Genomic DNA, 22972 nt, shown 5'->3' on the forward strand with positions numbered 1-22972 from the left:
GATCCCGTTCGCAACTCCCGGTTTCTTATTCATTGAACGATCTCCTTAAAAATCTCTAGGAAACCGTCCGCACCCCCGTCCTGGGCTTGCACTACGCGACCCCAACGGTCCCCAATTTGCACTTTGGTCGATCCGCTGGCGGGGCAGGGGTGTTTTTCCGAGATGTACTTCGCATGTACAACAAATGCAGTACAGCTCGGAAAACACATAGTCCCTCCCGCGCGCCGCGCCCAGGCTTCTATATACGACGACGCAGCCAACCGGCCGCGCGTCCACCCCCGCGGGCCGGTGTGCCAGAAGCACGGAAACCTAATAGGATTGGGCTTGTGAGCATCCTTACACAGACGCATCATCGGCTCGTGCGCCGCCGCGCGAGCCGTGGGATTGCTGCCGCTTGCGCGCACGCCCGCCATATGTCGCCCGAGGATACGAGGAGATAAGCCATGTCCATTGAACCGACGACGCCCGCGAAGAATTCGGCACCCACGCCCGAAAAGAAGCCGGCAGCCACGCCCGCAACTACGCCCGCGGCCACGAAGTCAGCCGCCGCGAAGAAACCGGCAGCCACGAAGGCAGCAGCGTCGAAGAAACCCGCGACCACTCGGCGCTCGACGAAGAGCACCAGTTCAGCGAAGAGCACCGGCACGGCAAAGGGCACCACAACGGCAAAAGCCCCCGCCAAGGCCCCCGCGGCAAAGGCCACGAGCACCGCGAAGTCCGCGAGCGCGGCAAAACCCGCGAAAACAACCGCGAAAACCGCACCCTCCCCCACCACCCACGGCCGCCCGAACGCGGAAGGCTACCCTCCCGCGTTCCCGCAGGCACCTGTGGCCCCGGCCCCCGCCCCGCGGGCCAATATCGCCCGCATCCCGATTATGGATGTGACACCCTGCGTGCAAAACGGCTCGCTGGCCGCTAAGGGAACCGTGAATGAAGCTTTCCCGGTGCAGGCCACCGTCTGGCGCGAAGGGCACGATCTTTTCGGCTGTGAAGCCGTCCTCGTTGATCCGCAGGGTCGCGAAGTTCAGAGCGCTCCCATGGTCCTGGTACGCCCGGGCCTGGGCCGTTACGAAGGCTGGCTCACCCCCACCGAGCCGGGCGATTGGGCCTTCTTTGTGCGCTCGTGGTCGGATCCGCTGGCCACCTGGCGGCATACCGCCGAAGCGAAGCTCCCGGTCGGCCAGGATATTGACCTGGTGTTCCTCGAAGCCGAGCAGCTGCTCAAGAGGGTGGCGAAATTGCTGCCGCGCGGTTCAAAGGACCGGCCGGCGATTAATGACGCTATCGACGTCGTTCGAAAAAAGTCCATCCCGGCTTCGGTACGTTTCGCGGCCGTGACGTCCGACGTCGTCGAAGATATTATCCACAGGTATCCGGTGCGCGATTTCGTGAGCGAATCGGCGCGTTTCCCCCTCGCCGTGGACCGCGAACTGGCCTTGCACGGCGCCTGGTACGAAATGTTCCCGCGCTCGGTGGGAGCCTGGCGCGACGACGAAGGCACCTGGCATTCCGGGACCCTGCGCACCGCGGCGGAAGATCTGCCCCGCATCGCCTCCATGGGCTTCGACGTGGTGTACCTGACTCCGATTAGCCCGATTGGCCTGACTGATCGCAAGGGGAAGAATAATTCGCTGATTGCCCAGCCCGGTGAACCCGGCTCGCCCTACGCGATTGGCAGCGAAGCGGGCGGGCATGATGCCATCCACCCGGATCTGGGCACGTTCGAGGATTTCGATGCCTTCGTAGCCACCGCCCGGGATCTGGGCATGGAGGTCGCCCTCGATATTGCACTGCAATGCTCCCCAGATCACCCGTGGCTGCACGAACACCCCGAATGGTTCCTGCACCGCCCGGACGGCACCATCGCTTTCGCGGAAAATCCCCCGAAGAAGTACCAGGATATCTACCCGCTCAATTTCGATGACGATCCGGAAGGTATCTACCAGGCGGTCAAGGGCGTGCTGGAAACCTGGGTTTCGCACGGGGTCACGCTTTTCCGCGTGGATAACCCGCATACCAAGCCGGTGAGTTTCTGGCAGCGGCTGCTGGCCGAATTCCGCCGCACCCACCCGGAGGTTATTTTCCTGGCCGAGGCGTTCACCGCCCCGCCGATGATGCGGGGTCTGGGCGCGGTGGGCTTCCACCAGTCCTACTGCTACTTCGCGTGGCGTAACGAAAAGAAGGAAATTGAGGACTACCTGTGGGAGGTCGGCCGGGAATCGGATGCGATGTTGCGCCCCACTTTCTGGCCGACGACGCACGATATCCTCACCCCCTATCTCCAACAATCCGGCCCGAACGGCTGGAAGATCCGCGCGATTTTGGCGGCGATGGGAGCGCCCTCCTACGGGATTTACTCCGGTTATGAATTCGTGGAATCGGAGCCGCGCGGCAGCTTCGAAGAAATGAATAACAACGAGAAATACGAATACCGCCCGCGGGATTACACCCGCGATCCCTACGGTATCCAAGGGCTTCTCACCCGCCTCAACGAGATCCGCAAGGAGCACGTGGCTCTCCAGCGCCTGCGCGGGATCACCATTAACCCCACGTCGAATCCGAATATTCTGTGCTTCACGAAGGTGGCGCGCCCGGAGGAAACTCCGTCGGGAACCGCGGACCGCGTGATTGTGGTGCTCAACCTCGATCCGCATACCACCCAGGAGGCGGAGATCTCTCTGGATATGTCCGCTTTCGGTGCTTTCGATGCCAGCGGTCTGCCGCGCGGCGAGGCACCCGAGCATATCGAGGTGGTGGATGAGCTGGGCGGCGGGCATTTCCAGTGGAATAACCGGCCCTTCGTGCGGCTCAACCCCTTCACCACCCCAGCGCATATTCTCTCCGTGAAGGCCCTCTGATCCTATGTCCCTTCCTTCCCTCAACGCTGCCACTTCCGGGCCCCGCATCACCCAGTCCGAACACCCCGGGCTAATCGATGATCCGGAGTGGTATCGCCACGCGGTGTTCTACGAGGTGCTGCTCAAGGCTTTTGGAGATACCGATGCCGACGGCGTTGGTGATCTCCGCGGCCTGATCGCGCATCTCGATTACATCCAGTGGCTGGGGATCGACTGCATCTGGATCCCGCCGTTCTACCCTTCCCCGGGGCGGGACGGCGGGTACGACGTCGCCGATTACACCGCCGTGGATCCTCGCTACGGCACGATGGATGATTTTCGGGAGCTAGTTGATCAGGCCCACCGGCGCGGTATCCGCGTCATCATCGATATCGTTATCAACCACACCTCCGCGGATCACCCGTGGTTCCAATCCTCCCGCGCGAATCCGGAAGGGCCCTACGGGGATTTCTACGTGTGGTCGGACACCGATAAAAAATACGAAGATGCCCGCATTATTTTCGTGGACACCGAGGTCTCCAATTGGACTTTCGATCCGGTGCGCAAACAGTATTTCTGGCATCGTTTCTTCTCCCACCAGCCGGATTTGAATTTCGATAATCCCAAGGTGCACGAAGCGGTCCTCAATATTTTCCGCTTCTGGTGCGGGCTAGGGGTGGACGGACTGCGCCTAGATGCCATCCCCTACCTCTATGAGCGGGAAGGCACGAATTGCGAAAACCTCCCGGAAACACACGCGTTTATCGCGAAGGTGCGCCGGGTCCTCGATGAGGAATTTCCCGGCACGCTTTTGCTGGCCGAAGCGAATCAGTGGCCGGAGGACGTCGTCGAATATTTCGGAACAGCGCAGGCGCCCGAATGCCATATGTGCTTCCACTTCCCCGTGATGCCGCGTATTTATTACGCTTTGCGCGACCAGCGTGCCACCGCGATCCGGGAGATTCTGGAGCGCACCCCCGCGATTCCGGCCGGGGCCCAGTGGGGTACCTTCCTGCGCAATCACGATGAACTCACCCTGGAAATGGTGAGCACGGAAGAACGCGCCCTCATGTACGGCTGGTATGCCGACGATCCGCGCATGCGAGCTAATGTGGGGATCCGCCGCCGCCTCGCCCCGCTACTGGGGAATTCCCGGGCGGAGATCGAGCTGGCGCACGCGCTGCTGCTTTCCCTGCCCGGTTCGCCCTACCTCTACTACGGCGACGAAATCGGGATGGGCGACAATATTTGGTTGCCGGATCGCGACGGCGTGCGCACCCCGATGCAGTGGAGTCCAGATCGCAATGCCGGTTTTTCCACCGCGGATCCGGGTCAGCTCTACCTGCCGGCTATTACCTCGCTGTCCTATAACTACCAGGCGGTCAACGTGGAATCGCAGCTCGCGCAGCCGGCGTCGCTGCTCCACTGGATTCACGGGATTCTGGAGGTGCGGCGCGGGCACCCGGCCATGGGCTCGGGTGATTTTGTGCTGCGCGAATCGAATAACGACGCGATCCTCGCTTTCACTCGCTCCTGCCCGGAGGAGACCCTCCTCTGCATCATGAACCTGGCCAATACCCCGCGCGCCGGGCGCATCGAGCTGCCCGACTATGCCGGGTGGCTGGCCACGGATGTGTTTGGCGGGGCAGGTTTCCCGGCCGTCGGTGCCGCTGGCGGTTATGACGTCACGCTGGGCAGCCGCAATTTCTTCTGGCTCAAACTAGATGCGCCCGGGCAAGCGGAACCGGGCCCGGTGGAAGGTGCCCGCGCCGCAGAAAGCGGAGAACAGGTGGACTTCGCTGCGCTCTCCCGCCCGGCGCCGCCGGCGGCCGCGGCACCCGCGCAAAAGCCCACCGCGGCGAACACCGCAGATCATGAAGAAGGGAACGCAGCGTGAGTTGGGACATCGGTGAGCGGATTCCGGAACTCGAGGCGTGGATGCACGCCCGGCGCTGGTACCGGGGCGAAGCCCATCCGCTCTACCTGCGGGCCCGCGCTGACTTCACGTGCGGCGCAGAGCCTTTCACCCTCACCTGGCTCATTATTGACGCCGGCTCTACGCTCTACAACGTCCCGCTGCTCCTCGCCCCCGCTACCGGGTCCGCGCTGCACGACGACGCCGCGCCGAGCGCGCCAACCGCGCCGGCCGCGCCAACCGCGCCGGCTGAGCCACCCGCCCCGGTTGCCCGCGCCCGCGGCCACCTTATTTTCGACGCGACCACGCATCCTGCCGGCCAGCGTTTCCTCTTCGAGGCCGCCACCGGCCAGCCGGGCAGCGAACCCCTCCTACATTCCCCGGCGCTCAGCAAGGCACCGAGCCAGCCCACCAACAGCACCCTTGACCTGGTCACGCGCCCGGCCGACTTCCCGGGGAGCTACCGCGCTGCCCGGCCGCTGAGCGGCGAACAATCCAATAGCTCAATCATCTACCAGACCAGCACCGTGCCCCTCATTATCAAGCTCTTTCGGGTGCTGAGCCCGGGCGCGAACCCGGACGTGGAGCTGCAGGCCGCGCTTTCGGATACCGGCACAGTCCCCGCGCAGTGGGGCTCGGCAGCGCTCGTGGGCGGTCCGGCCGCAGCGGGCAGCGATGTGCTGGTGGCGCAGGAGTTCCTCACCGGCGCCCACGACGCCTGGCGCGTCGTCACGAGCTCTTTCCCCGCCCCGAACAGCCCCGTTCTGAATACTCCCCGCGCGCTGCTGGGCGATTTTTCCGAACGCATCCGCGAACTCGGCTCCCTCACCCGCGCTTTCCACACCGCACTCGCCACCCGCCTGGGTACCACCGCGGCGACGCCGCAGCTGCGCGAAGCGCAGCTGGCCAGCTGGCATGCACGAGCTCGCGCCGCCCTTGCTGCGGCCCCCGAGCTAGCGGCCAGCCGTGCGCGCATCAACGAGGTTTTTGCCGCCGCCGCGGCCACTGCCTGGCCGGCGCTCCAGCGCATCCACGGGGACTACCACCTCGGGCAGGTTGTGGATGTGCCGGGGCGTGGCTGGGTGGCCCTCGATTTTGAAGGTGAGCCCCTGCGCCCGCTCCCCGAGCGCGTGGCCCCCGACCTCGCCCTGCGCGATGTGGCCGGCATGCTGCGTTCCTTCGATTACGCCGGTGGCCAGGGCGAACGCGATGGCCAGCCCGCCTCCCGCATGCGCGCGTGGACCCGCGCCGCGGAAGTTGCTTTCCTATCCGGCTACGGCGCGATTCCCGCCGCGCACCGGCCCCTGCTGCGCGCCCTCCTCCTGGACAAGGCACTTTACGAAGTTGTGTACGAGGTCAATCAGCGCCCGGACTGGATCGATCTCCCCCTGGGCGGAGTCCACCGCCTGCTCGAGAACTAGCAGATCCGCAGGTCAGCCCGCCGCCCCGCGGCGGGCTGCGGCGTCGTCGCCCTTCGCACACCACCACCCACGCCCGCCACCTCCTCCGCACCCGGCCCGCGCACTGTCCACGGCAGGCAGCCGCGGCCCGGGATCGCGCATCTTTCAGGTATCCTGGGATATGTAGATAGTCGCGCGGTACTTCCCGGAAATTCCGCGATGCCGCTTGGCAGGACACAGCACATCACCGGCGCGCGCGGGTGGTTTCCCGCTCTGACCGCCTACGCTCCATCGTGCAGAGAGGCACACATGTCTGATTACGTAGAAGTTGATGAAGGCACGCTCGAGGCTGTTTCCAAGGGTTGGTACTACGCACCCCACGATGTCCTCGGGCCCCATTCCAACGGCAGCACCGTCACCATTCGCACCATTCGGCGGCTCGCGGATGCGGTATTTATTGAAACGCTGGACGGGCGGGTGCCTGCCGTACACGAATACAACGGAATTTGGCGCGCGGTGCTCGACACCCCCAACGTGCCCGATTACCGGGTGGTGGCCTCGTACGGGGGCGTGGAAAGCCGCGGGGATGACCCCTACCGTTTCCTGCCCACCCTGGGCGAAACCGATATTTACCTCATTTCGGAGGGGCGCCACGAAGAACTGTGGAACGCACTGGGCGCGCATGTGCGCCACTTCCCCTCCGTTCTCGGGGATGTCACGGGCGTGGCCTTCTCGGTGTGGGCGCCCAATGCGCTCGCCGTACGGGTGGTCGGTGATTTCAACGGCTGGGATGGTTCCCTGCACGCCATGCGCTCCCTGGGCAGCTCCGGGCTGTGGGAAATCTTCGTGCCGGGCGCCGGCGCGGGGGCGCGCTACAAGTTTGAGATCCAGTACAAGGACCTGAGCTGGCACCAGAAGGCCGATCCCATGGCCCGCTACAGCGAAACCGCGCCGTCCACCGCCTCTATCGTCACCGAATCCAACTACGAATGGAACGACGACGCCTGGATGGCCCAGCGTACCGATCCGGCTTCGGGGCCGGTCTCCATTTACGAAGTCCACCTGGGTTCGTGGCGCAAGGGGCTTTCCTACCGGGAGCTCGCTGACCAGCTCATCGGGCACGTCAAGTACTGCGGCTTCACCCACGTGGAATTCATGCCGGTGGCCGAGCATCCTTTCACGCCGTCGTGGGGCTACCAGGTGACCGGGTATTACGCCCCCACTTCGCGCTACGGCACCCCCGATGACCTGCGCTACCTCATTGACCGGCTGCACCAGGCTGGGATCGGGGTCATCACCGACTGGGTCCCCGCGCATTTCGCCACCGACGAGTGGGCGCTCGCGCGTTTCGACGGCCAGGCCCTGTACGAAGATCCGAATCCGCAACGCGGCTCGCATCCGGATTGGGGCACCCTGGTCTTCGATTTCGGACGCCGGGAAGTGCGGAATTTCTTGGTGGCCAATGCGCTGTACTGGCTGGAAGAATTCCATTTCGATGGAATCCGCGCGGATGCCGTGGCTTCGCTGCTCTACCTGGATTACTCGCGGGAAGCCGGGCAGTGGCAACCCAATATTTACGGCGGGAGGGAAAACCTCGAGGCTATTTCCTTCCTCCAGGAAGTCACCGCCACCGCCTACCGGCGCAACCCCGGCGTCATGATGATCGCGGAAGAATCCACCTCCTGGCCGGGCGTCACCGCGATGACGGATAGCGGCGGGCTCGGCTTTGGCCTCAAGTGGAATATGGGCTGGATGAATGACACCATCCGCTACTTCGAGGAGGAGCCGGTCAATCGGCGCTGGCACCACGGGGAAATCACCTTCTCCATGGTGTACGCCTATTCGGAAAACTATCTGCTGCCGCTCAGCCACGATGAAGTGGTGCACGGCAAGGGCTCGCTCTACCAAAAGATGCCCGGCGACGACTGGCAAAAACGCGCCGGCGTGCGTGAATTGCTCGCCTACCAGTGGGCGCACCCGGGTAAGCAGCTCCTGTTCATGGGCCAGGAATTCGCTCAGATCCGTGAATGGAACGACGACGCATCTCTCGACTGGTGGCTTACCGACCAGCCCGAACACGATGGCATCTTGTCCCTTGTGAAACGGCTCAACGAGATCTACGTGGAGCACCCGGCCCTGTGGAGTGATGATTTCACGCCGCACGGATTCGAATGGATTGACGGATCGGACGCCGATAATAACGTCATTACCTTCCTGCGCCGCTCTGCCGATGGCAAAGATGTAGTTGTGGTTGCCTGCAATTTCGCGGGTATCCCCCACCACGATTACCGCATCGGTTTGCCGGCCGGGGGCACCTGGAAGGAAGTCCTCAATACGGACGCGGTGGAATACGGCGGTTCCGGGGTGGGCAATCTCGGGGAGGTCCACGCGGAGGAGGTCGGCTGGAACGGCCGGCCCTATTCGGCCCCCGTGCAGCTGCCCCCGCTCGGGGTGGTCTACCTGCACCACGCGCCGGAGGAAGTTGCTGGCGCTGATGCCGCCGGCGCGGACGCGGGCGGTGCGGACGCGGGCGGTGCGGACGCGGGCGCTGAAGCGGGCACGGAGGAATCTGTTCCCGCCGCCGGCGAGCACGCCGAAACCGAAACATCCGCGAATCGCGAGGCCGAAGCGGAGGAATCCGAGGCAGCCGCAGCCGCCTAAAGCGGTCGCCTTATAGAGCCACCGCCTCAAGCAGCCGCCTCAGCGCGTGCCGCGTCTTAGCTCCTTCGCGGCGGCGCCTGGCAGCGGCGCAACAGTGGGCCCGGTGATCAACTACTCGACCACCGGGCCCACGCTTGTTGAGCGTCACCGGGAGCAGTCCCGCCCGCAAAATGTACGCCAGTGACATATTTAGCCCGGATTTATGTCAGGGACGTACACTTCATGCAGTTCTCGGTTCGAAATGTACATTTTGCGGCCGGCCGGGCCAGCCAGCTCGCCCTGGACGGCAGCAGGCAGGGGTGTTTTTCCGAGGTGTACTTCGCATGTACGACAAATGAAGTACATCTCGGAAAACACATAGCCCCTCCCCGCTGAAGAACCAATAACCCGGACTTTCCTCGGCATATCACCGAGCGAAAATCCGGGTTATGAGCAACTATTTCGGGTGCGGCCAGTTAGCTCCGGCAAAGCGTCACCAGGTGACCGGACGCCCGAATCAGCACCGGCCACCGCCGCACCAGGCTACCCCTTCACCGACCCACCGGTCAGTCCCGAAACGATGTAGCGCTGCAAGAAGAGGAAGAGGAGCAGAATCGGGAGTGCGGAGATCACCGCACCGGCTGTGAACCAGCCCCACTGTTTCTCATTGCCGCCCACCCAAATATTCATGCCGATGGCCAGGGTCCAATTCTCTTCTTTGGAGAGAATCGTGGAGGCCAGGATGAAATCGTTGAAGGCTCCGATGAAGGCCAGCAGCCCCACCACCGCGAGGATCGGGGTCACCAGCGGGAGCACGATGGTCCAGTAGACCTGCGAATGGCTAGCGCCGTCGATCTTCGCGGCTTCGTCCAGCTCCATCGGGATGGAGTTGAAGGTGCCGTACATGAGGAAGGTATTAGCACCCAAAGCCCCACCCAGGTACACGCAGATGAGGGAGAGCTTGGAGTCCAGGCCAAGCACCGGCACGATCTCACCCAGCTGGCTGAGCAGCAAGAAAATCGCCACGAAGGCCAGCAGCTGCGGGAACATCTGGATGACCATGAGGGCCAGCAGCCCGCCCTTGCGCCCCCGGAAGCGGAAGCGCGAAAATGCGTAGGCCGCAGCCGCGCCCATGAGTACCGCCCCCAGCGCGGAGAAAATGCCGATCTCCAGGGTATTAGCGAACCAGCGCCAGAACATCGTCGAGGTTCCTAGCTGCGCGAAGTTCTGGGTGGAGATCTCCGAGAAGAGGGAGTTCGCCGAGGTCAGCGTTGTTTTGGTATTCGGGTTGAGGGCCGCGGAGAGCACGTAGATAATCGGGAAAGCCGAATAGACAACGGCGAAAAGCCCGACCAGGTGCCGGAAGCCCACTTGGGAAAACCAGCGCCCGAAACTCACCTTATTGTGATGGCGTTCCCTATGGCTGATCTTTTCCTCGATCACGGGAACAGCGCCGCGCGCGGTTACGCCCACGCCGCTGGAAGATACCGAACCGCCGGATGCCGCGCCGCGCCCGGACGCGCCAGCGCCGCCGGGAACCGCCATGACTGTAGATTCGCTTGCCATTACTGTGCCCCCTCAATTGAACGCGAGCGCCGGAAGCTGATGAGGGAAATCGTGCCGACGATAACGAAGATGAGGATGGACATGGCCGAAGCCAGCCCGTAGTTCTTCGTTGCCGCGCCCGACAGCCCGGAAATCTGGTACACCATCGAGATGAGGATGTCCGTGGACCCCACCGGCACCGAGGCGTCCGCGAATTGCGGGCCGCCGCGGGTAAGCATGTAGATGAGGTTGAAGTTATTGAAGTTGAAGGCGAAGGAGGAGATGAGCAGCGGGGTTACCTGGATCATGAGCTGCGGCAAGGTGATGTACCGCCACCGCTTGAATCCGCCCGCGCCGTCAATCTCCGCCGCCTCGTTGAGTTCGGACGGGATAGATTGCAGCGCCCCGGTGCAGATGAGGAACATGTAGGGGAAGCCCATCCACAAATTCACCAGGATCACGGATAACTTGGCCAGCCACGGATCGGTGAGCCACCCGATCTCCGCACCCCCGAAGAGCACCTGGTTGAAGAACCCGTACTTCGGGTTGAGCATGCCCGCGAAGAGGAAAGCTGTCATAAAGGAGGGGAACGCGTAGGGCAGCAGCATAATCGTGCGGTAGATTTTACGCCCGCGCATCCGCTCATCATTCATGACCAGCGCGAAGAACATGCCCAGCAGGAAGGTGGTCGCCACCGAAAGGAAGGCAAAAGCGAACGTCCACACCAGCACCTTGAGGAAGGGACTGGCGTAGCGCGCATCCCCGAAGGCATCGGCGAAGTTCTTGAAGCCAACCGTCACCCGCCAACCGGTATTGAGAGTTTCACCGTCGTCCGCCCGGTAGAAGCCATCGCTGGAATCAGCGTGATAGACCTTGCCGGTGGTGATATCCGTGAGGGTATCGGCCGCCGCGTCGTGCTTGAGGGTTGATTGGAAAACAAAGCCGGTTGTGGCTGTTTGGGTTCCAATAAATCCGTCCCCCGGGTCCTCGCTCATGGGAACGCGCAGCGCGGTGATCTCCGCCTGGCGCGCCCCGATCTGGGCGGGCGTGAGGATCTCATAGCCGGGCACCTCGGTGATGCGCTTGCCATTGACCTGGGCATTTTTCGCGGGTACGAAGGGAGCTTCCTCGGTGCCCACGAGCACTGCGCCGTCGTCGTTCACAATAGCGAAGCCGAGTTCCCCACCGGCGTCCACGACCGCGAGGGGGTACTGCGCGCTGCCTTCGACCCGCTGGGTGGAGGTGAGCAGCAGTGCCTCGGTGGCGCGCTCTTTGGTGAGCATATGGCGGTCGCCGTAGTTAGTGAACGCGATGTAGCCGGTGTAGAGAATAACGAACACCTGGAAAATCGCGAGGAAAACCAGCCCCGGCGTGAGGTACTTGGGGGCCAGGTGCTTCCGCGAGAAATACACGTAATCCACGATGACGAGCAGCACCGTGAAAACGGCCACCAGGATCCACGATCCTTCGTTGAACGCCGCCGCGATAATGTAGATCCCCAGCGCATTGACCAGCGCCATGAGGACCAGCTTGATAATAAAACCAACCGACCAGGTGCGCGCGTGCGAGCTTCCCACCACCGGGATTTTCTTCTCGGCGCGGCACCCGGCCCGGTTCTCCGTTTCCGTACTCATGACTTACCTCTTCGCTGACGCGAGGGTGACCCGGAAACCTCCGAGCCACCCTCGCGTTCGCAGCTTACTTGGCTAGTTCTGCCTGCAGATTCTGGATGAGGCTCTGCCATGCGGCCACCGGTTCGGCGCCGTCAATGATCTGAGCTTCGGTGACGCCCCAGGGCACCCACACCGCACCCATTTCGGGGATGGTGGGCATCGGCTGGGCGCCTTCGGCAGCCTTGGCGAAGCCTGCGGTGACTTCATCCTTCTGGGCTTCCTGAGCCGCGGCGGTCAGCGCCGGGAGGCGGTTGCCGGCCTTGTAAATATCCAGCTGCACCTCCGGGGTGGCCATGTAATCAACGAGGAACTGGTTGGCCACGATCTGGTTCTTGGACTGCGCGGAAACATAGAAGCCCTGCACGCCCACGAGCGGGGTGGCCGCCTTGGGGCCGGGCGCCGGAATCGGCTCCACCGCGACCTTGAGGCCGGCACTGCGGAAGTCCTCAATCATCCACGGGCCGCCCAGGATATAGGGCGATTCGCCCTTCTTGAACGCATCGACCGCAATATCGTAGGTCATCGCGGTTTCGAAAACGCCGGCCTTGCCCTGCTCACTCAGCCAGGTGGCGAAAGCTTCGCCGTTCGCCCCGCCCATGCCGAGGTTCTTCGAGGTGGAACCGTCCGCATTCGTCTCAAAAACGGGCGCCCCGAAGGACTGCTGGAAGGGGTAGTAGGTGTAGGGATCGCCCTTATCGGTGGTCTGGACGAGGAAGGGGTACTTCACGCCGGCTTCCTTGCCCTTGGCGATCATCTCATCGAAAGTGGCCGGGGTGGAATCCGCCAGCGCGGTATTGCGGATGAGCGCGAGGTTCTCCAGCGCGTAGGGCAGGCCGTACAGGTTCCCGCCGGTGGAGAAGGCCGTGGTGGCCACGTCATTGAAGTCCTTGGCCTTATCGCCTAATTCAATAGGGGCGACGACGCCGTTCGCCACGAACTCACCGAGCCAATCATTGGCACCCACGGTGATATCCGGGCCCTGGCCGTTGGAGACCTGGGTGAGGAACTCCGCGCGCACATCCCCGAATTCCTTGACCACGAGCTCCACGTGGTTGCCGGTTTCCGATTCGAATTTCTTCGCGGCGCTTTCCAGGGCCGGCTGGCGGTTGGAATCCGTCCACACCGTAATGGTGGCCCCGCCACCGGCTGCCGGTGCTGCCGAGCTGGCTCCGGCAGGTGCTTCGCTCTTATCGGCCGAACCGCCGTTGCCACCGCAGGCGCCTAAAACAAACGCCAGCGCGGATACCGCGGCCATCGCGCTTATGCTCCGTCGCATCTTTACTCCTTGCGTTGATTCTTCGCTACGCGGGATCGCACCATCACGCTCCCCGTTATCTCTGAGGGTAGCGCATCATTCGGTAATTTTCACCCCTTTTTGCAGTCTTTTTTACGCCTTTGCACATCGGAGGGTGGTTGGTGCGGGGTTTTCCGCGGTTTTGCGGGCTTTGTAGGCCGCGCTGTTTTCAGAAATGCTTTCACGGTTGGGGTGGCGGTGGGCGGGGAGCTGCGTCGTCGTGCTGTACCGTGACGGGGCAGAAACAGAAGTACGGCGGGACGTTCCCACCGCTCCGGCTACTGGCGCGCGCTGCGCCGTGCACCGTTTCGCCCGCGGCGCCACGCGCACCTCGCACACCGCGCACCTCCTCCGCGCACCGCACCGCTGGAGTTTTCAGAAAAGCCTCAGTACGATGTTGCACGACGGCGCGCACCGCGCCGACCAGCACAAGGACGTCTCGGTACCCATGAGTAAAATTCGCATGCAAGATGTTGCCACCCACGCGGGGGTGTCCGTGGCGACCGTGTCGCGCGTGATTAACCAGAAGGGCAATGTCAGCGAGGATACGCGCACCGCGGTGCTGGCGGCCCTCGATATGCTCGGCTACGAGCGCCCGCCGCGCCTGAGCGAGGCGAGCGGGACCGTGGGTCTGCTGCTCCCCGAACTGACCAACCCGATTTTCCCGGTGTTCTACCAGGAGCTCGAACGCGAATTCACCGCCGCCGGGTACACCACCACCCTGGCCACCCAGGCGCCCGGCGCCCTCACCGAGGACGAAGCGGTCGCTTCGCTCACCGCCCGCGAGGTGTGCGGGCTGGTTTTTGTATCGGGGATGCACGCGGATTCCAAGGCCTCGCCGGAGCGGTACGTGCGGCTGGCCGAACGCCTCCCCTTCGTCACGATTAACGGCGCGAATCCGCGGGTTCCGGCCCCTGATTTTTCTACCGACGACGCCGAATCCATGCGGCAGGCGGTGCGGCTCCTGGCCGGGCTCGGGCACAGCCGCATCGGTTTGGGTATCGGGCAGCGCCGCTATATTCCCGGCCAGCGTAAAGAACAGGGCTTTGGCGAGGCGATCTCCCAGATGCTGCCCGGCGCCGATGTGATTGTTGCAGAAACTTTTTTCACGGCTCACGGCGGGGCGCGGGCGGCCGAAGCGCTACTGGCGCGCGGCTGCACGGCCATGGTGTTCGGCTCGGACATCATGGCGCTCGGCGCGATTGATGCCCTGGAGCGGCGCGGGGTGCGGGTGCCCGAGGACGTGTCGATTGTTGGTTTTGACGATTCGCCGCTCATTCGGTTTATGCGCCCGGCACTCACGACCCTGCGCCAGCCGGTGGCGGCCATCGCCCACGCGGCCTGCGCCACCCTGCGGGCCGCCATGGAAGATTTCGCGCCGGCACAGCGCACGAAGGCGGGGGCCTCGATGAGCTTCCCGGCCGAATTGCTGGTGCGTTCCACCACCGCGGGTGCGCCCCTTGCGGCACCCGGTGCGGAAACTGCCGGCGCGGCCGGCACAATGGGCGCGGCGCCCGCGAAAGTTAGCGCGCCCGCGCAACCGGGCACACCCGCGCCCTCCTCCACCTCCAACTGAAAGGACACCGCTATGCTCCTCCACCCTGCTTCCGAGCGCGAAAACTGGTGGCGTGACGCCGTGATTTACCAGATTTACCCGCGTTCCTTCGCGTCCTCGGGCGGGCCGCTCGGGGACCTGCGCGGCATCGAGAGCCGGCTGGGCTACCTGGCTGATCTGGGAATTGATGCGGTGTGGCTTTCGCCTTTCTACCGCTCCCCGCAATTCGATGCCGGTTACGATGTGTCCGATTACCGCGATGTCGATCCGCGCTTCGGCACCCTGAAAGATGCCGAGCATCTTATTGAGGCCGCGCACGAGGCCGGGCTGCGCATCATCGTTGATATCGTCCCTAACCACACTTCCTGGGATCACGAGCTTTTCCGGCGCGCGGTGGCGGCCGGCCCCGGCTCCCCCGAACGCGAGCTGTTCTGGTTCCGCGAGGGGAAGAACGGGGGCAGCGAGCCTCCCACCAATTGGCGCTCGGTGTTCGGCGGGCCGGCCTGGTCGCGGGTGCGCGACCTCCCCTTCGCCGCCGGCACCCCGGCCGCGGAGGAAGACCTCTACTACCTGCATCTTTTTGACCGCTCGCAGCCCGATCTCAATTGGCAGAACCCGGCGGTACGAAAGGAATTCTTGGAGACGCTGCGTTTCTGGCTGGATCGGGGCGCGGATGGCTTCCGGGTGGATGTGGCCCACGGGCTCATGAAAGATCCGGCGCTTCCCGATTGGTCCGGGGCGGTGGAAATGGCCGGGGTGACGGAGAAACCCGAACCGGCGCCCTTCTTTGACCGCGATGAGGTCCATGAGATTTACCGCGAGTGGCGCGCGGTGCTGGATGAGTACTCCCCCGAGCGCATCCTGGTGGCGGAGGCCTGGGCGGATACCGAGGAGCGGCTGGCCCGCTATATCCGCCCCGATGAAATGAATCAGGCTTTCAACTTCATTTATTTGGCCGCGCCTTTCGAGCGCGAGGCGCTGCGCAAGATTATCGTGCAGTCGCTGCGCCAATCGGATCGGGTGGGTGCGCCCACCACCTGGGTGCTCTCGAATCACGACGGGGTGCGGGTGTGCTCGCGCCTCGGCTACCGGGATACCTCCCGCGGGGCGAACGGTATCGGGGCGAATGATTCGCAACCGGACCAAGAGCTCGGGGCGCGCCGTGCCCTGGCCTGGCACCAGCTCACCGCCGGCCTGCCGGGGGTTTACTACATCTACCAGGGTGAGGAACGTAATCTTCCCGAACATACCTCGCTGCCGGACGAGGTGCGCGAAGATCCCACCTTCGCCCGCACCCACGGCAAGGAGCTGGGCCGGGATGGCTGCCGGGTCCCCCTCCCCTGGGAGTCGGATCGCCCCGGTTTTGGTTTCTCCCCCGACGGCGCTACCTGGCTCCCCCAGGGCGCGGATTGGGCGCGTTACACGGTGGACGTGCAGGAGGCGGATCCGCATTCCCCGCTGCATTTCTTCCGCACCATGCTGCGCCTACGCGACGAGCTGGAGCTCGGGGTGGGATCTCTCGAGGATGTGTGCGATGAGTACGGCGCCGGCGTGCTCGCTTATGTCAATCGCGCCGCGAATACCAACCGGGCCGCGCATGCGCAGCGGCCACCCGTACTCATGCTCACGGTATTCGACGACGCCGCCCCGCTGCCCTCCGGTTGGCGGGTCCTGCTGGCCTCGGATCCGGCCGCCAGCTCCTTGGGCGAAGGGGAGATGATCCCGGCGGATACCACCGTCTGGCTGGTGCCGGTCGAATAACCCGCGCCCGCTTTAGAAGAGCGCGGAGGCGAGGTCGCGGCGAGCGCTGCGCACTACCTCCGTATCGGCTCCCACCGCGGTGAAGAGCTCGAGCAGGTGGGTGCGCAGTTCTTCGCGCACATCCCCACTGGTGACCTTAATGGCGTTGATCAGCCGAGTGAATCCCAGATCGGGGCGGCCAGCGGCCACCTCAATATCGGCGGCGGCGATCTGCGCCGCCGCATCCCCGGGCCCGCCGGCATCCGCCGCGGCCATGACGGCCTGTGGGTCCTGCCCGCGGGTGGAGCGCAGCAGGCGCACCTGGGCGCGGCCCACCTGCGCCACTTCACTATCCGGATCTTCTGCCGCGAGCGCCTCAAATTCGGCTTCCGCAGCGTCGAGGTCGCCCCGGTCGAGGGCTTCGAGGGCGGCCAGGTGATGGGGATTGACGGGTGCTTCGCCCGCCTCATCGGCTTTCCCGCTCACGCGGCCTGCCACGCCGGCACGGTTGGCTGCGGCGAGCAGCTGGTTCACGAGCTCGGTGAGCTGCGCGGTAGTGGGTGCGCCCTGGAAAAGCGGAACGGGTTGGCCACCCACGAGCGCGATACCCATGGGGATGGTCCGCACGCCGAAGGCCTGGACGAGTTCCGCTTCGGTGCTGGCGTTCACCACCGCGATACGGATCTGGCCGTCGCGCCGGCGCGCTTCGGCTTCCAGGGTGGTGCCCAGCTCGCCGGCAGCGCCGTCGGCCACAAAAAGCACGATAACCGGAACCTGCGCGGAAAGCTGCACTTCGGCGTTGAGACCGGCCGCGGTGAGTGTGGTGAGGTAAGCGCCGGGCACGGGTGCCGCGTTTTCCTGCTTTTTTGCCGCTGCCAGGGCCGCTAAATCGACCGGGCCGCGCATGGACATATCTGCCATATTAGCCTCCGTTCTGCACCGAGGTGAGCACCGGTTTCGATGCCGCTACCGTGGTGATCGTTGTGTTTGTGGCGCCCGCCGCCGGGATTTTCAGAGCCACCGTGAAGGAATAGTTGAGGCGCATGCTCCCCTGGACCGTGACCTCGGTATTGGCCTGGCCGGTGGCCAGCCCCGCGATTTTCGCGTCCGTGACCTTGATGGAACCGCCCTGGGCGGTGTGGCGGATTTCGAGGGCCTGATTGACCTGGAAGACGGTGAGAATGCCGCCATCGCTGGCGCGGAAGCTTTCCGGGGTGGTCTGGGCCGGGCCGAAGGCCTGGCTGACCGCGCCCACGCCCTGCACCGCGCCGGCCAGGGAATCGTAAGTTTGGGAAAGCTGAGTGCGCACCGCGTCCGGGGCGGCCGGGTCCGCATCCGAGCCGTAGCTGAGGGCGCTTCCGCTGGCATTGAGGGTGCCGATATAGCCATCGTGGGCAGCCTGCGGGGACGCCACCGCACCTTCGCCGTTATCCGCGGCCACCCGCTGGGCACCGGCCGGGCCGGCGGGGATCTCCGGGATCACGCTGCCGGGCAGAATATCCATGGCCGCCCACAGCGCCCAGTTTTCCCGGGCCGCGCCCTGGGTGAAAACATTGAGGCCCTGCGAGGTGGTATTCGCCGGCCAATTGACCACCGCGAGCGCGCTGCGCGGGAAGCCTTCCGCCCCGGAAATCGCCACCGAATCGATGGTGGTGGACAGCGCGGGCATATCGTAGCTATCGGCCAGAATGCGCTTGAGGGCGTAGTGGGCGCTGCGTTCCACGCTGAAGGGGCCGGAGCCGCGCCCGCTGAATTCTTCGGGGCTGGCGGCGGCATCCGCCTTGGTCAGCTGCTCGAAAATCGCGGGGGCAACCCGCTCGGTGAAGTGTTTATCGGAGAGCGCGGCACGCGGGCTTGCCGGAGCCGGGGTGGGTTCCAGGACGACGGCGCTCGCTGAGCAACCGCCCAGTAATGCCAGTGCCGCGAGGGTGGCCAGGGCCTTACGCATGGGTCGTTCCTTCCTCGTCGTCGTTCTGTGCGGGCTGCTTGGGTTCGCCGGGCTGTTCGGACTCGGATGCGCCGAGCGCTGCGGGTTCGCCGGGCTGCGCGGCCTGCGCGGAGCTAGGCGCGCCGGCGGCCGTGCGGGGCTGGTTTTGACCCCAGATGCTCCACCAGCTTTGCGGATCGGATTCCGCGGCGGTATCGCCATCGCTGCCGGTGGCACCGGAAGTTTCCGAGCGGTCCGTATCGCTGAGCTCCGCGGGCTTGACGGGCACGCCGTCCTTCATCCGGATGGCGGGGAGAATGCCAGAATCAGCCGCGGCCTGCCATTCGGCACGCGAGCCACGGTAGCCGGGTTCCTCATCCGGGCCGGGGAGCGTGGCCGCTGCTTCTTCGGCCGCTGGTTCTTCGGCGGATGCTTCTTCGGCCGCAGGTTCTTCAGTTTCCGCTTCGCTGGGCTGCTGCGCCGGTTCTTCAGCGGGCGCTTCTTCCGGAGCAGCTTCTTCCGGAACTTCTTCCTCCGGAACAGCAAGCTCAATGCGGTCAGCCGGATCGAGGGGGCGTTCGCGCAATTCCTGAGCGCGCGGGCTTTCCATGAGGATACCCGCGCCCAGAGCCCCGCCTGTTGCCGTAACCCGGTCACCCGCGGCAGACTGACCAGCCGCACCGCCAATTCCCGCGCTCACCGCCGGCATAATGGTTGTTTCATCCGCGGCCCGCTTGGCACGCGAGACACGTTCGTCCTTGCCGGCCCGCACCTTTGCGGCAAAGGTGCGCTGATCCTTGGTGGCGGTCATGAGCAGCACCACCCCGATAATCCCCACGATAAGCCCGAGCAAGCTCACCGGGAGGGACCAGTTCCGCCCGCCGGGCAGCGCCCAGGTGAGTTCCACCTGCGGGAGTGCCCCGGAAGACGTCTGCATAATGAGGGATTCGGCTCCCGGGGAGGTCACGGTGTAGGTGAATTCCACCTTCCCCTTGGCTTCTTCCTTGGAGAACCACATATCCGAGGCGAGGACCTTGCCCGGGTCCGCTTCCCCTTGGGAGGTGGTCAGCGTCAGTGCGGCGTCGTCGTTCATACCGGTAATGGTGGCGCCGGGCACGCCTTCCGCGTACGCGAGCACGTCACCGGAAAAGCCGGCGCCCACGGAAATGGTGTCCTGCGCCGGGCCGGAGACAGATACGTCCACGTCGGTCCCGCCCATATCCAGGACGCCGGGGGCCGTGACGAGCACGCCTTTCCCCTCCGGCGCCACGGTGGCGGAGACGCTCGAGACCGGCTTCCACACGGTGCCGAGCAAAATGCCCACCACCAGGATCGCCAGGCCCGCGAGCGCGAGACCGACTCCTCCGTTCTTCTTCATCATTCCCCTTCTCACTGCGGTTCGCGGCCCGGTACGACCGCACCGGCGAAAGACCATCGACAACACATGCCTACATTAAAACTACCGCGTGACCTGCTCGGTGGCGGAATTTTTCGGCGCACGGCCGCGCTTTTAGGCTTAGAGAAAAGCCTAACCGTTATCTAACCGTTATAAAACTCTGGTGCGGGTGATGGTGGCGAGCTCCACAACGTTCACCACCCGCCCAGCACTACCCCCACCGGGTGCGCTGACCGGTAGGCTTAGGGCAGCAATTTCTATCCAGCAGCGCGCGGAGAGGGTGTTATGGCGGATTTTGAACTGTTTCCAACAGTACGCAGGGGTTACGACAAAGCTCAGGTCGATGAACGCATTCACCAGCTGGCGGATGCGCTCGCCGAAGCTCGGTCGCGAGTAGCGGGTTTGGATGCGCAGGTGCTGCGCATGTCCGGGGAGCTCACCGAGCTGCACAGCCGTTTGCGCGAGGATGAGCGCCCGTCCTATTCGGGGCTGGGCACCCGGGTGGAGCGGTTGTTGCGCGGGGCGGAACAGCAGGCGATGGATGTGATGAGCCGGGCGAATTCCGATGCGGAGTTGCTGGTTTCCCGGGCGCGCTCCCAGGCGGAAAATCTCACCTCCGCTGCGGAAAAAGAAGCCCAGGAAACTTTGGATTCTTCACGTACCGAGGCGGCGCAGGTGCGCCAGCGTGCCGAGGCGGAAGCTACCGAATTGACTACTACTTCGCGGCGCACCGCCGAGGAGTTGGTGACCTCAGCCCAGCGCGAAGCTGAGCGTTTGGAGGCGAAAATGCGCCACGATGAGGCCGAGCTGAATACCCGGCTCACCCATGAGGAAGAGGAGCGGCGCGCGGCCCTCGCCCAGGAATTGGCGCAGGCGCGCACCCGGGCCGAAGAAGAGGTCACGCACTTGCGCACCGAGGCGGAAACTGAGGTGGCGCGTTTGCGTAGCGAGGCGGAGGCCGAGGTCGCGAAGATCCGCGCGGAGGCCGAACGCGAGGTTGCGCAGTTGCGTGCGGATTCGGCCGCGGCCCGCGCGCGTTCCGATGAAGAATCGCGTACGGCCATGGCGAAGTTTGTCGACGACGCCGAGGCTCGGGCCGCCAGTGCGGAACGCCGCCTGGCGGAAGCCACAAAGCGGGCTAATGCCCTGACTTCATCCTCGGAAGCTGAGGCGAGTGCGGCGCTGAGCGCCGCCCAGACCGAGGCCCGGGAATTGGTGAGCGCGGCGCGTGAAGATGCCGAGCGGATGCGGCGGGAAGCGCGCGAGGCCGCCGAGGAATCGCAGCGCCAGGCCGATGCCCACGTGGCGGGCCTGGAGGAGCAGCGGCGCACCCTCACCTCCTACCTGGAGGATATGCGCACCATGCTGGCCACCTCGAATATCCCGCTGGCCCTGGATGAAATCGTGGGCAGCGCCGAGGAACGCACCGCCGCGGAGGCGGCTGAAGCCGGTCAGGCTGGCGATCAGGATGCCCGGGCTGGCGAATCTTCCGTAACGGACGCACCTTCCGCGGGCGAGGCACAGGCCGGAGAACAGGCAGGAGATCACTCCCCCGCGGCCGTGGAATCTGATGCCGGGGAAGAAAACGGAGATTCCACTGACAACCGGTAGTGTCTTCTCACGAGCCGGGGCAGGGGTGTTTTTTCCGAGGTGTACTTCGCATGTACGACATATGCACTACAGCTCTGAAAACACCTCGTGCCCCCGCCGAGACTCATATGACTCTTGAGAGTCGTGTGATTCCCTAATCTCACGATGGTGGCCTCTCAGGGCTAAAACACAGCTCACGCGAAGTGCAGCCGTGCCACATAGCACCTGCCGACATAGTTTGAGGGCGTGGCCGGAGCACTTTTCGTGTCTCCCAGCCACGCCCTCAAGTACAGTTAGCGCGAGCGCTTCAGCGGCTAGCGGGTAGCCGCCTCGTAGAGCTGGCGCAGCGCGGTAGCGACCTCGTGCGGCTTTTCCACCGCGGAGAAGTGGCTGGCACCCTCAAGTTCCACGAACGGTTGGTCCGGGCGTACCTCGTGCAGCTGGGCGAATTCTTCGTGCTTGGCATTCGGATCATCCACCCCGCGCAGCAGCAGGATGGGAACATCCAGCTCCATAACCCCGCGAGTATCCGGGCGGGTCAGCATCATCTGCTGCAACCAGGAGAAAGCCCCGGCATCTACCGTCTTGAAATAGGCGGCAACCTTCTCCTTGAGTTCCGGGCTGGCCGCCGAGCTCAGCATGGTATCCACCCAGCCAGCCAGCACGTCCCAGCTCTGGCCCGAGGCGAGCTTCTCGATGGCCTTTTCTCGCGGGGAGGGCGAGGGTTCCGGCCCCAGAATCGAGCCGTCCAGCAGCGCCAGCCCAGCGATCTGCTGGGGATTGCGCAGCGCATAAGCAGCCGTGACGGTAGCACCCATGGAAATTCCGGCGAGCACGATGGAGTCGTATTCCGCCAAAGTTTCTTCGAGGGCGGTCAGGTAGGAATTGATATGTGGCGTGGTGGCGCCCGCGGCGTCGTCGACCTCAGAACCGGAAGGTGAGTCCCCGAAACCGGGGGCATCAATAGCAATCGTGTGCAGATCCAAAAGCTCAGCGCGCACGCCCTCCCACATCCGGGACGTCATCGGCATAGCGTGGAGCAGAACAAGCGGGGTACCCGCACCTTCGTGAATATGTGTGGCAAGTTTCATACTGCGATTGTAACGCCGTTCCCGGAACTTAACCCGGGTACGGCGGCCCTGGCGTTCCTCGGTGGGCTTCTTTAGTGCTCTTCCTCGAGACCGATCTTGAAATCTTCCAGGGTCATGCGCACACCGTCATCAGTACGCTTGGCATGCTCGTAGGCAGCGATATCCTGAGCCATCTCGAATTCCTCCAAGGCGTGAAGATCGTCCATGGTGACGAGAGCGGCAACAGCTTTACCTTCGTGCGCGATGATGAAGCGCTTTCCATCTCGGGTAGTTTCTTCAAGAATCTGAGAAAGATTTTCGCGTAATTCCCGGGTGCTCACCTGAGTCTCGGTCATGGCCATAAAGCAAATATAAAACTACTTGCGCCGG

The 22972-nt window shown here is 64.2% G+C and carries 15 protein-coding genes; 7 read left to right on the top strand and 8 right to left on the bottom strand.

Features of this window, described 5'->3' with window-relative positions; genetic code table 11:
* The first annotated feature begins 443 nt into the window (after nucleotides 1-443).
* The 4 genes from ACRQFC_RS00005 to glgB all read left to right on the top strand — a co-directional run bounded on the left by ACRQFC_RS00005 (nucleotide 444) and on the right by glgB (nucleotide 8813).
* A complete protein-coding gene (locus tag ACRQFC_RS00005) occupies nucleotides 444-2858 on the top strand; it encodes an alpha-1,4-glucan--maltose-1-phosphate maltosyltransferase (protein WP_435734616.1) in 2415 nt (804 codons plus the stop codon).
* Between the two features lie 4 nt (nucleotides 2859-2862).
* Nucleotides 2863-4734 (top strand): maltose alpha-D-glucosyltransferase, encoded by a 1872-nt coding sequence (gene treS / locus ACRQFC_RS00010; protein WP_274778654.1) that lies wholly within the window; start codon nucleotides 2863-2865, stop codon nucleotides 4732-4734.
* Complete coding sequence (locus ACRQFC_RS00015; protein ID WP_279058335.1) at nucleotides 4731-6173, top strand: hypothetical protein; 1443 nt, start codon at nucleotides 4731-4733, stop codon at nucleotides 6171-6173. The genes treS and ACRQFC_RS00015 overlap by 4 nt, the downstream gene beginning before the upstream one ends.
* 288 nt (nucleotides 6174-6461) lie before the next feature.
* Nucleotides 6462-8813 carry a 1,4-alpha-glucan branching protein GlgB gene (gene glgB / locus ACRQFC_RS00020; protein WP_435734617.1) on the top strand — a complete coding sequence of 784 codons (2352 nt, stop codon included), beginning with the start codon at nucleotides 6462-6464 and terminating at the stop codon, nucleotides 8811-8813.
* Nucleotides 8814-9335: 522 nt separating this feature from the next.
* On the opposite strand, the gene ACRQFC_RS00025 is transcribed toward glgB, so the two are convergent.
* The 3 genes from ACRQFC_RS00025 to ACRQFC_RS00035 form a co-directional block, all read right to left on the bottom strand.
* Nucleotides 9336-10358, bottom strand: coding sequence for a sugar ABC transporter permease (locus ACRQFC_RS00025; protein WP_284897412.1), 1023 nt, complete (start codon nucleotides 10356-10358; stop codon nucleotides 9336-9338).
* Entirely contained in the window at nucleotides 10358-11971 is a 1614-nt protein-coding gene (locus tag ACRQFC_RS00030; RefSeq protein WP_284897414.1) for an ABC transporter permease subunit, read from the bottom strand. The genes ACRQFC_RS00025 and ACRQFC_RS00030 overlap by 1 nt, the downstream gene beginning before the upstream one ends.
* A gap of 64 nt (nucleotides 11972-12035) precedes the next feature.
* Entirely contained in the window at nucleotides 12036-13286 is a 1251-nt protein-coding gene (locus ACRQFC_RS00035; protein WP_284897415.1) for a sugar ABC transporter substrate-binding protein, read from the bottom strand.
* 466 nt (nucleotides 13287-13752) lie between these two features.
* On the opposite strand from ACRQFC_RS00035, the gene ACRQFC_RS00040 reads away from it, so the two are divergent.
* Nucleotides 13753-14880 carry a LacI family DNA-binding transcriptional regulator gene (locus tag ACRQFC_RS00040; RefSeq protein ID WP_284897416.1) on the top strand — a complete coding sequence of 376 codons (1128 nt, stop codon included), beginning with the start codon at nucleotides 13753-13755 and terminating at the stop codon, nucleotides 14878-14880.
* Between the two features lie 12 nt (nucleotides 14881-14892).
* The gene (locus ACRQFC_RS00045; RefSeq protein ID WP_284897418.1) at nucleotides 14893-16620 is read left to right on the top strand and encodes a glycoside hydrolase family 13 protein; all 1728 of its coding nucleotides are present in this window, start codon (nucleotides 14893-14895) and stop codon (nucleotides 16618-16620) included.
* 12 nt (nucleotides 16621-16632) lie between these two features.
* On the opposite strand, the gene ACRQFC_RS00050 is transcribed toward ACRQFC_RS00045, so the two are convergent.
* From ACRQFC_RS00050 to ACRQFC_RS00060, 3 genes are read right to left on the bottom strand one after another with little or no spacing between them, the layout of a single operon-like run.
* Nucleotides 16633-17520: a tetratricopeptide repeat protein gene (locus ACRQFC_RS00050; protein ID WP_284897420.1), complete on the bottom strand. Its 888-nt coding sequence runs from the start codon at nucleotides 17518-17520 to the stop codon at nucleotides 16633-16635.
* A 1-nt stretch (nucleotide 17521) separates the two neighbouring features.
* A complete protein-coding gene (locus ACRQFC_RS00055) occupies nucleotides 17522-18547 on the bottom strand; it encodes a DUF8094 domain-containing protein (protein WP_284897421.1) in 1026 nt (341 codons plus the stop codon).
* Nucleotides 18540-19907, bottom strand: coding sequence for a hypothetical protein (locus tag ACRQFC_RS00060; protein WP_435734618.1), 1368 nt, complete (start codon nucleotides 19905-19907; stop codon nucleotides 18540-18542). The genes ACRQFC_RS00055 and ACRQFC_RS00060 overlap by 8 nt, the downstream gene beginning before the upstream one ends.
* A 300-nt stretch (nucleotides 19908-20207) precedes the next feature.
* Here ACRQFC_RS00060 and ACRQFC_RS00065 point away from each other — a divergent pair, with 300 nt between their 5' ends.
* Entirely contained in the window at nucleotides 20208-21533 is a 1326-nt protein-coding gene (locus ACRQFC_RS00065; RefSeq protein ID WP_435713405.1) for a DivIVA domain-containing protein, read from the top strand.
* Between the two features lie 293 nt (nucleotides 21534-21826).
* Here the strand turns inward: ACRQFC_RS00065 and ACRQFC_RS00070 are convergent, their stop codons facing one another.
* A complete protein-coding gene (locus ACRQFC_RS00070) occupies nucleotides 21827-22603 on the bottom strand; it encodes an alpha/beta fold hydrolase (RefSeq protein WP_435713406.1) in 777 nt (258 codons plus the stop codon).
* 71 nt (nucleotides 22604-22674) lie between these two features.
* A complete protein-coding gene (locus tag ACRQFC_RS00075) occupies nucleotides 22675-22944 on the bottom strand; it encodes a type II toxin-antitoxin system Phd/YefM family antitoxin (protein WP_435713407.1) in 270 nt (89 codons plus the stop codon).
* Between the last annotated feature and the right edge of the window lie 28 nt (nucleotides 22945-22972).

Source organism: Actinotignum inguinis (assembly GCF_051265835.1).
GTDB lineage: Bacteria > Actinomycetota > Actinomycetes > Actinomycetales > Actinomycetaceae > Actinotignum > Actinotignum timonense.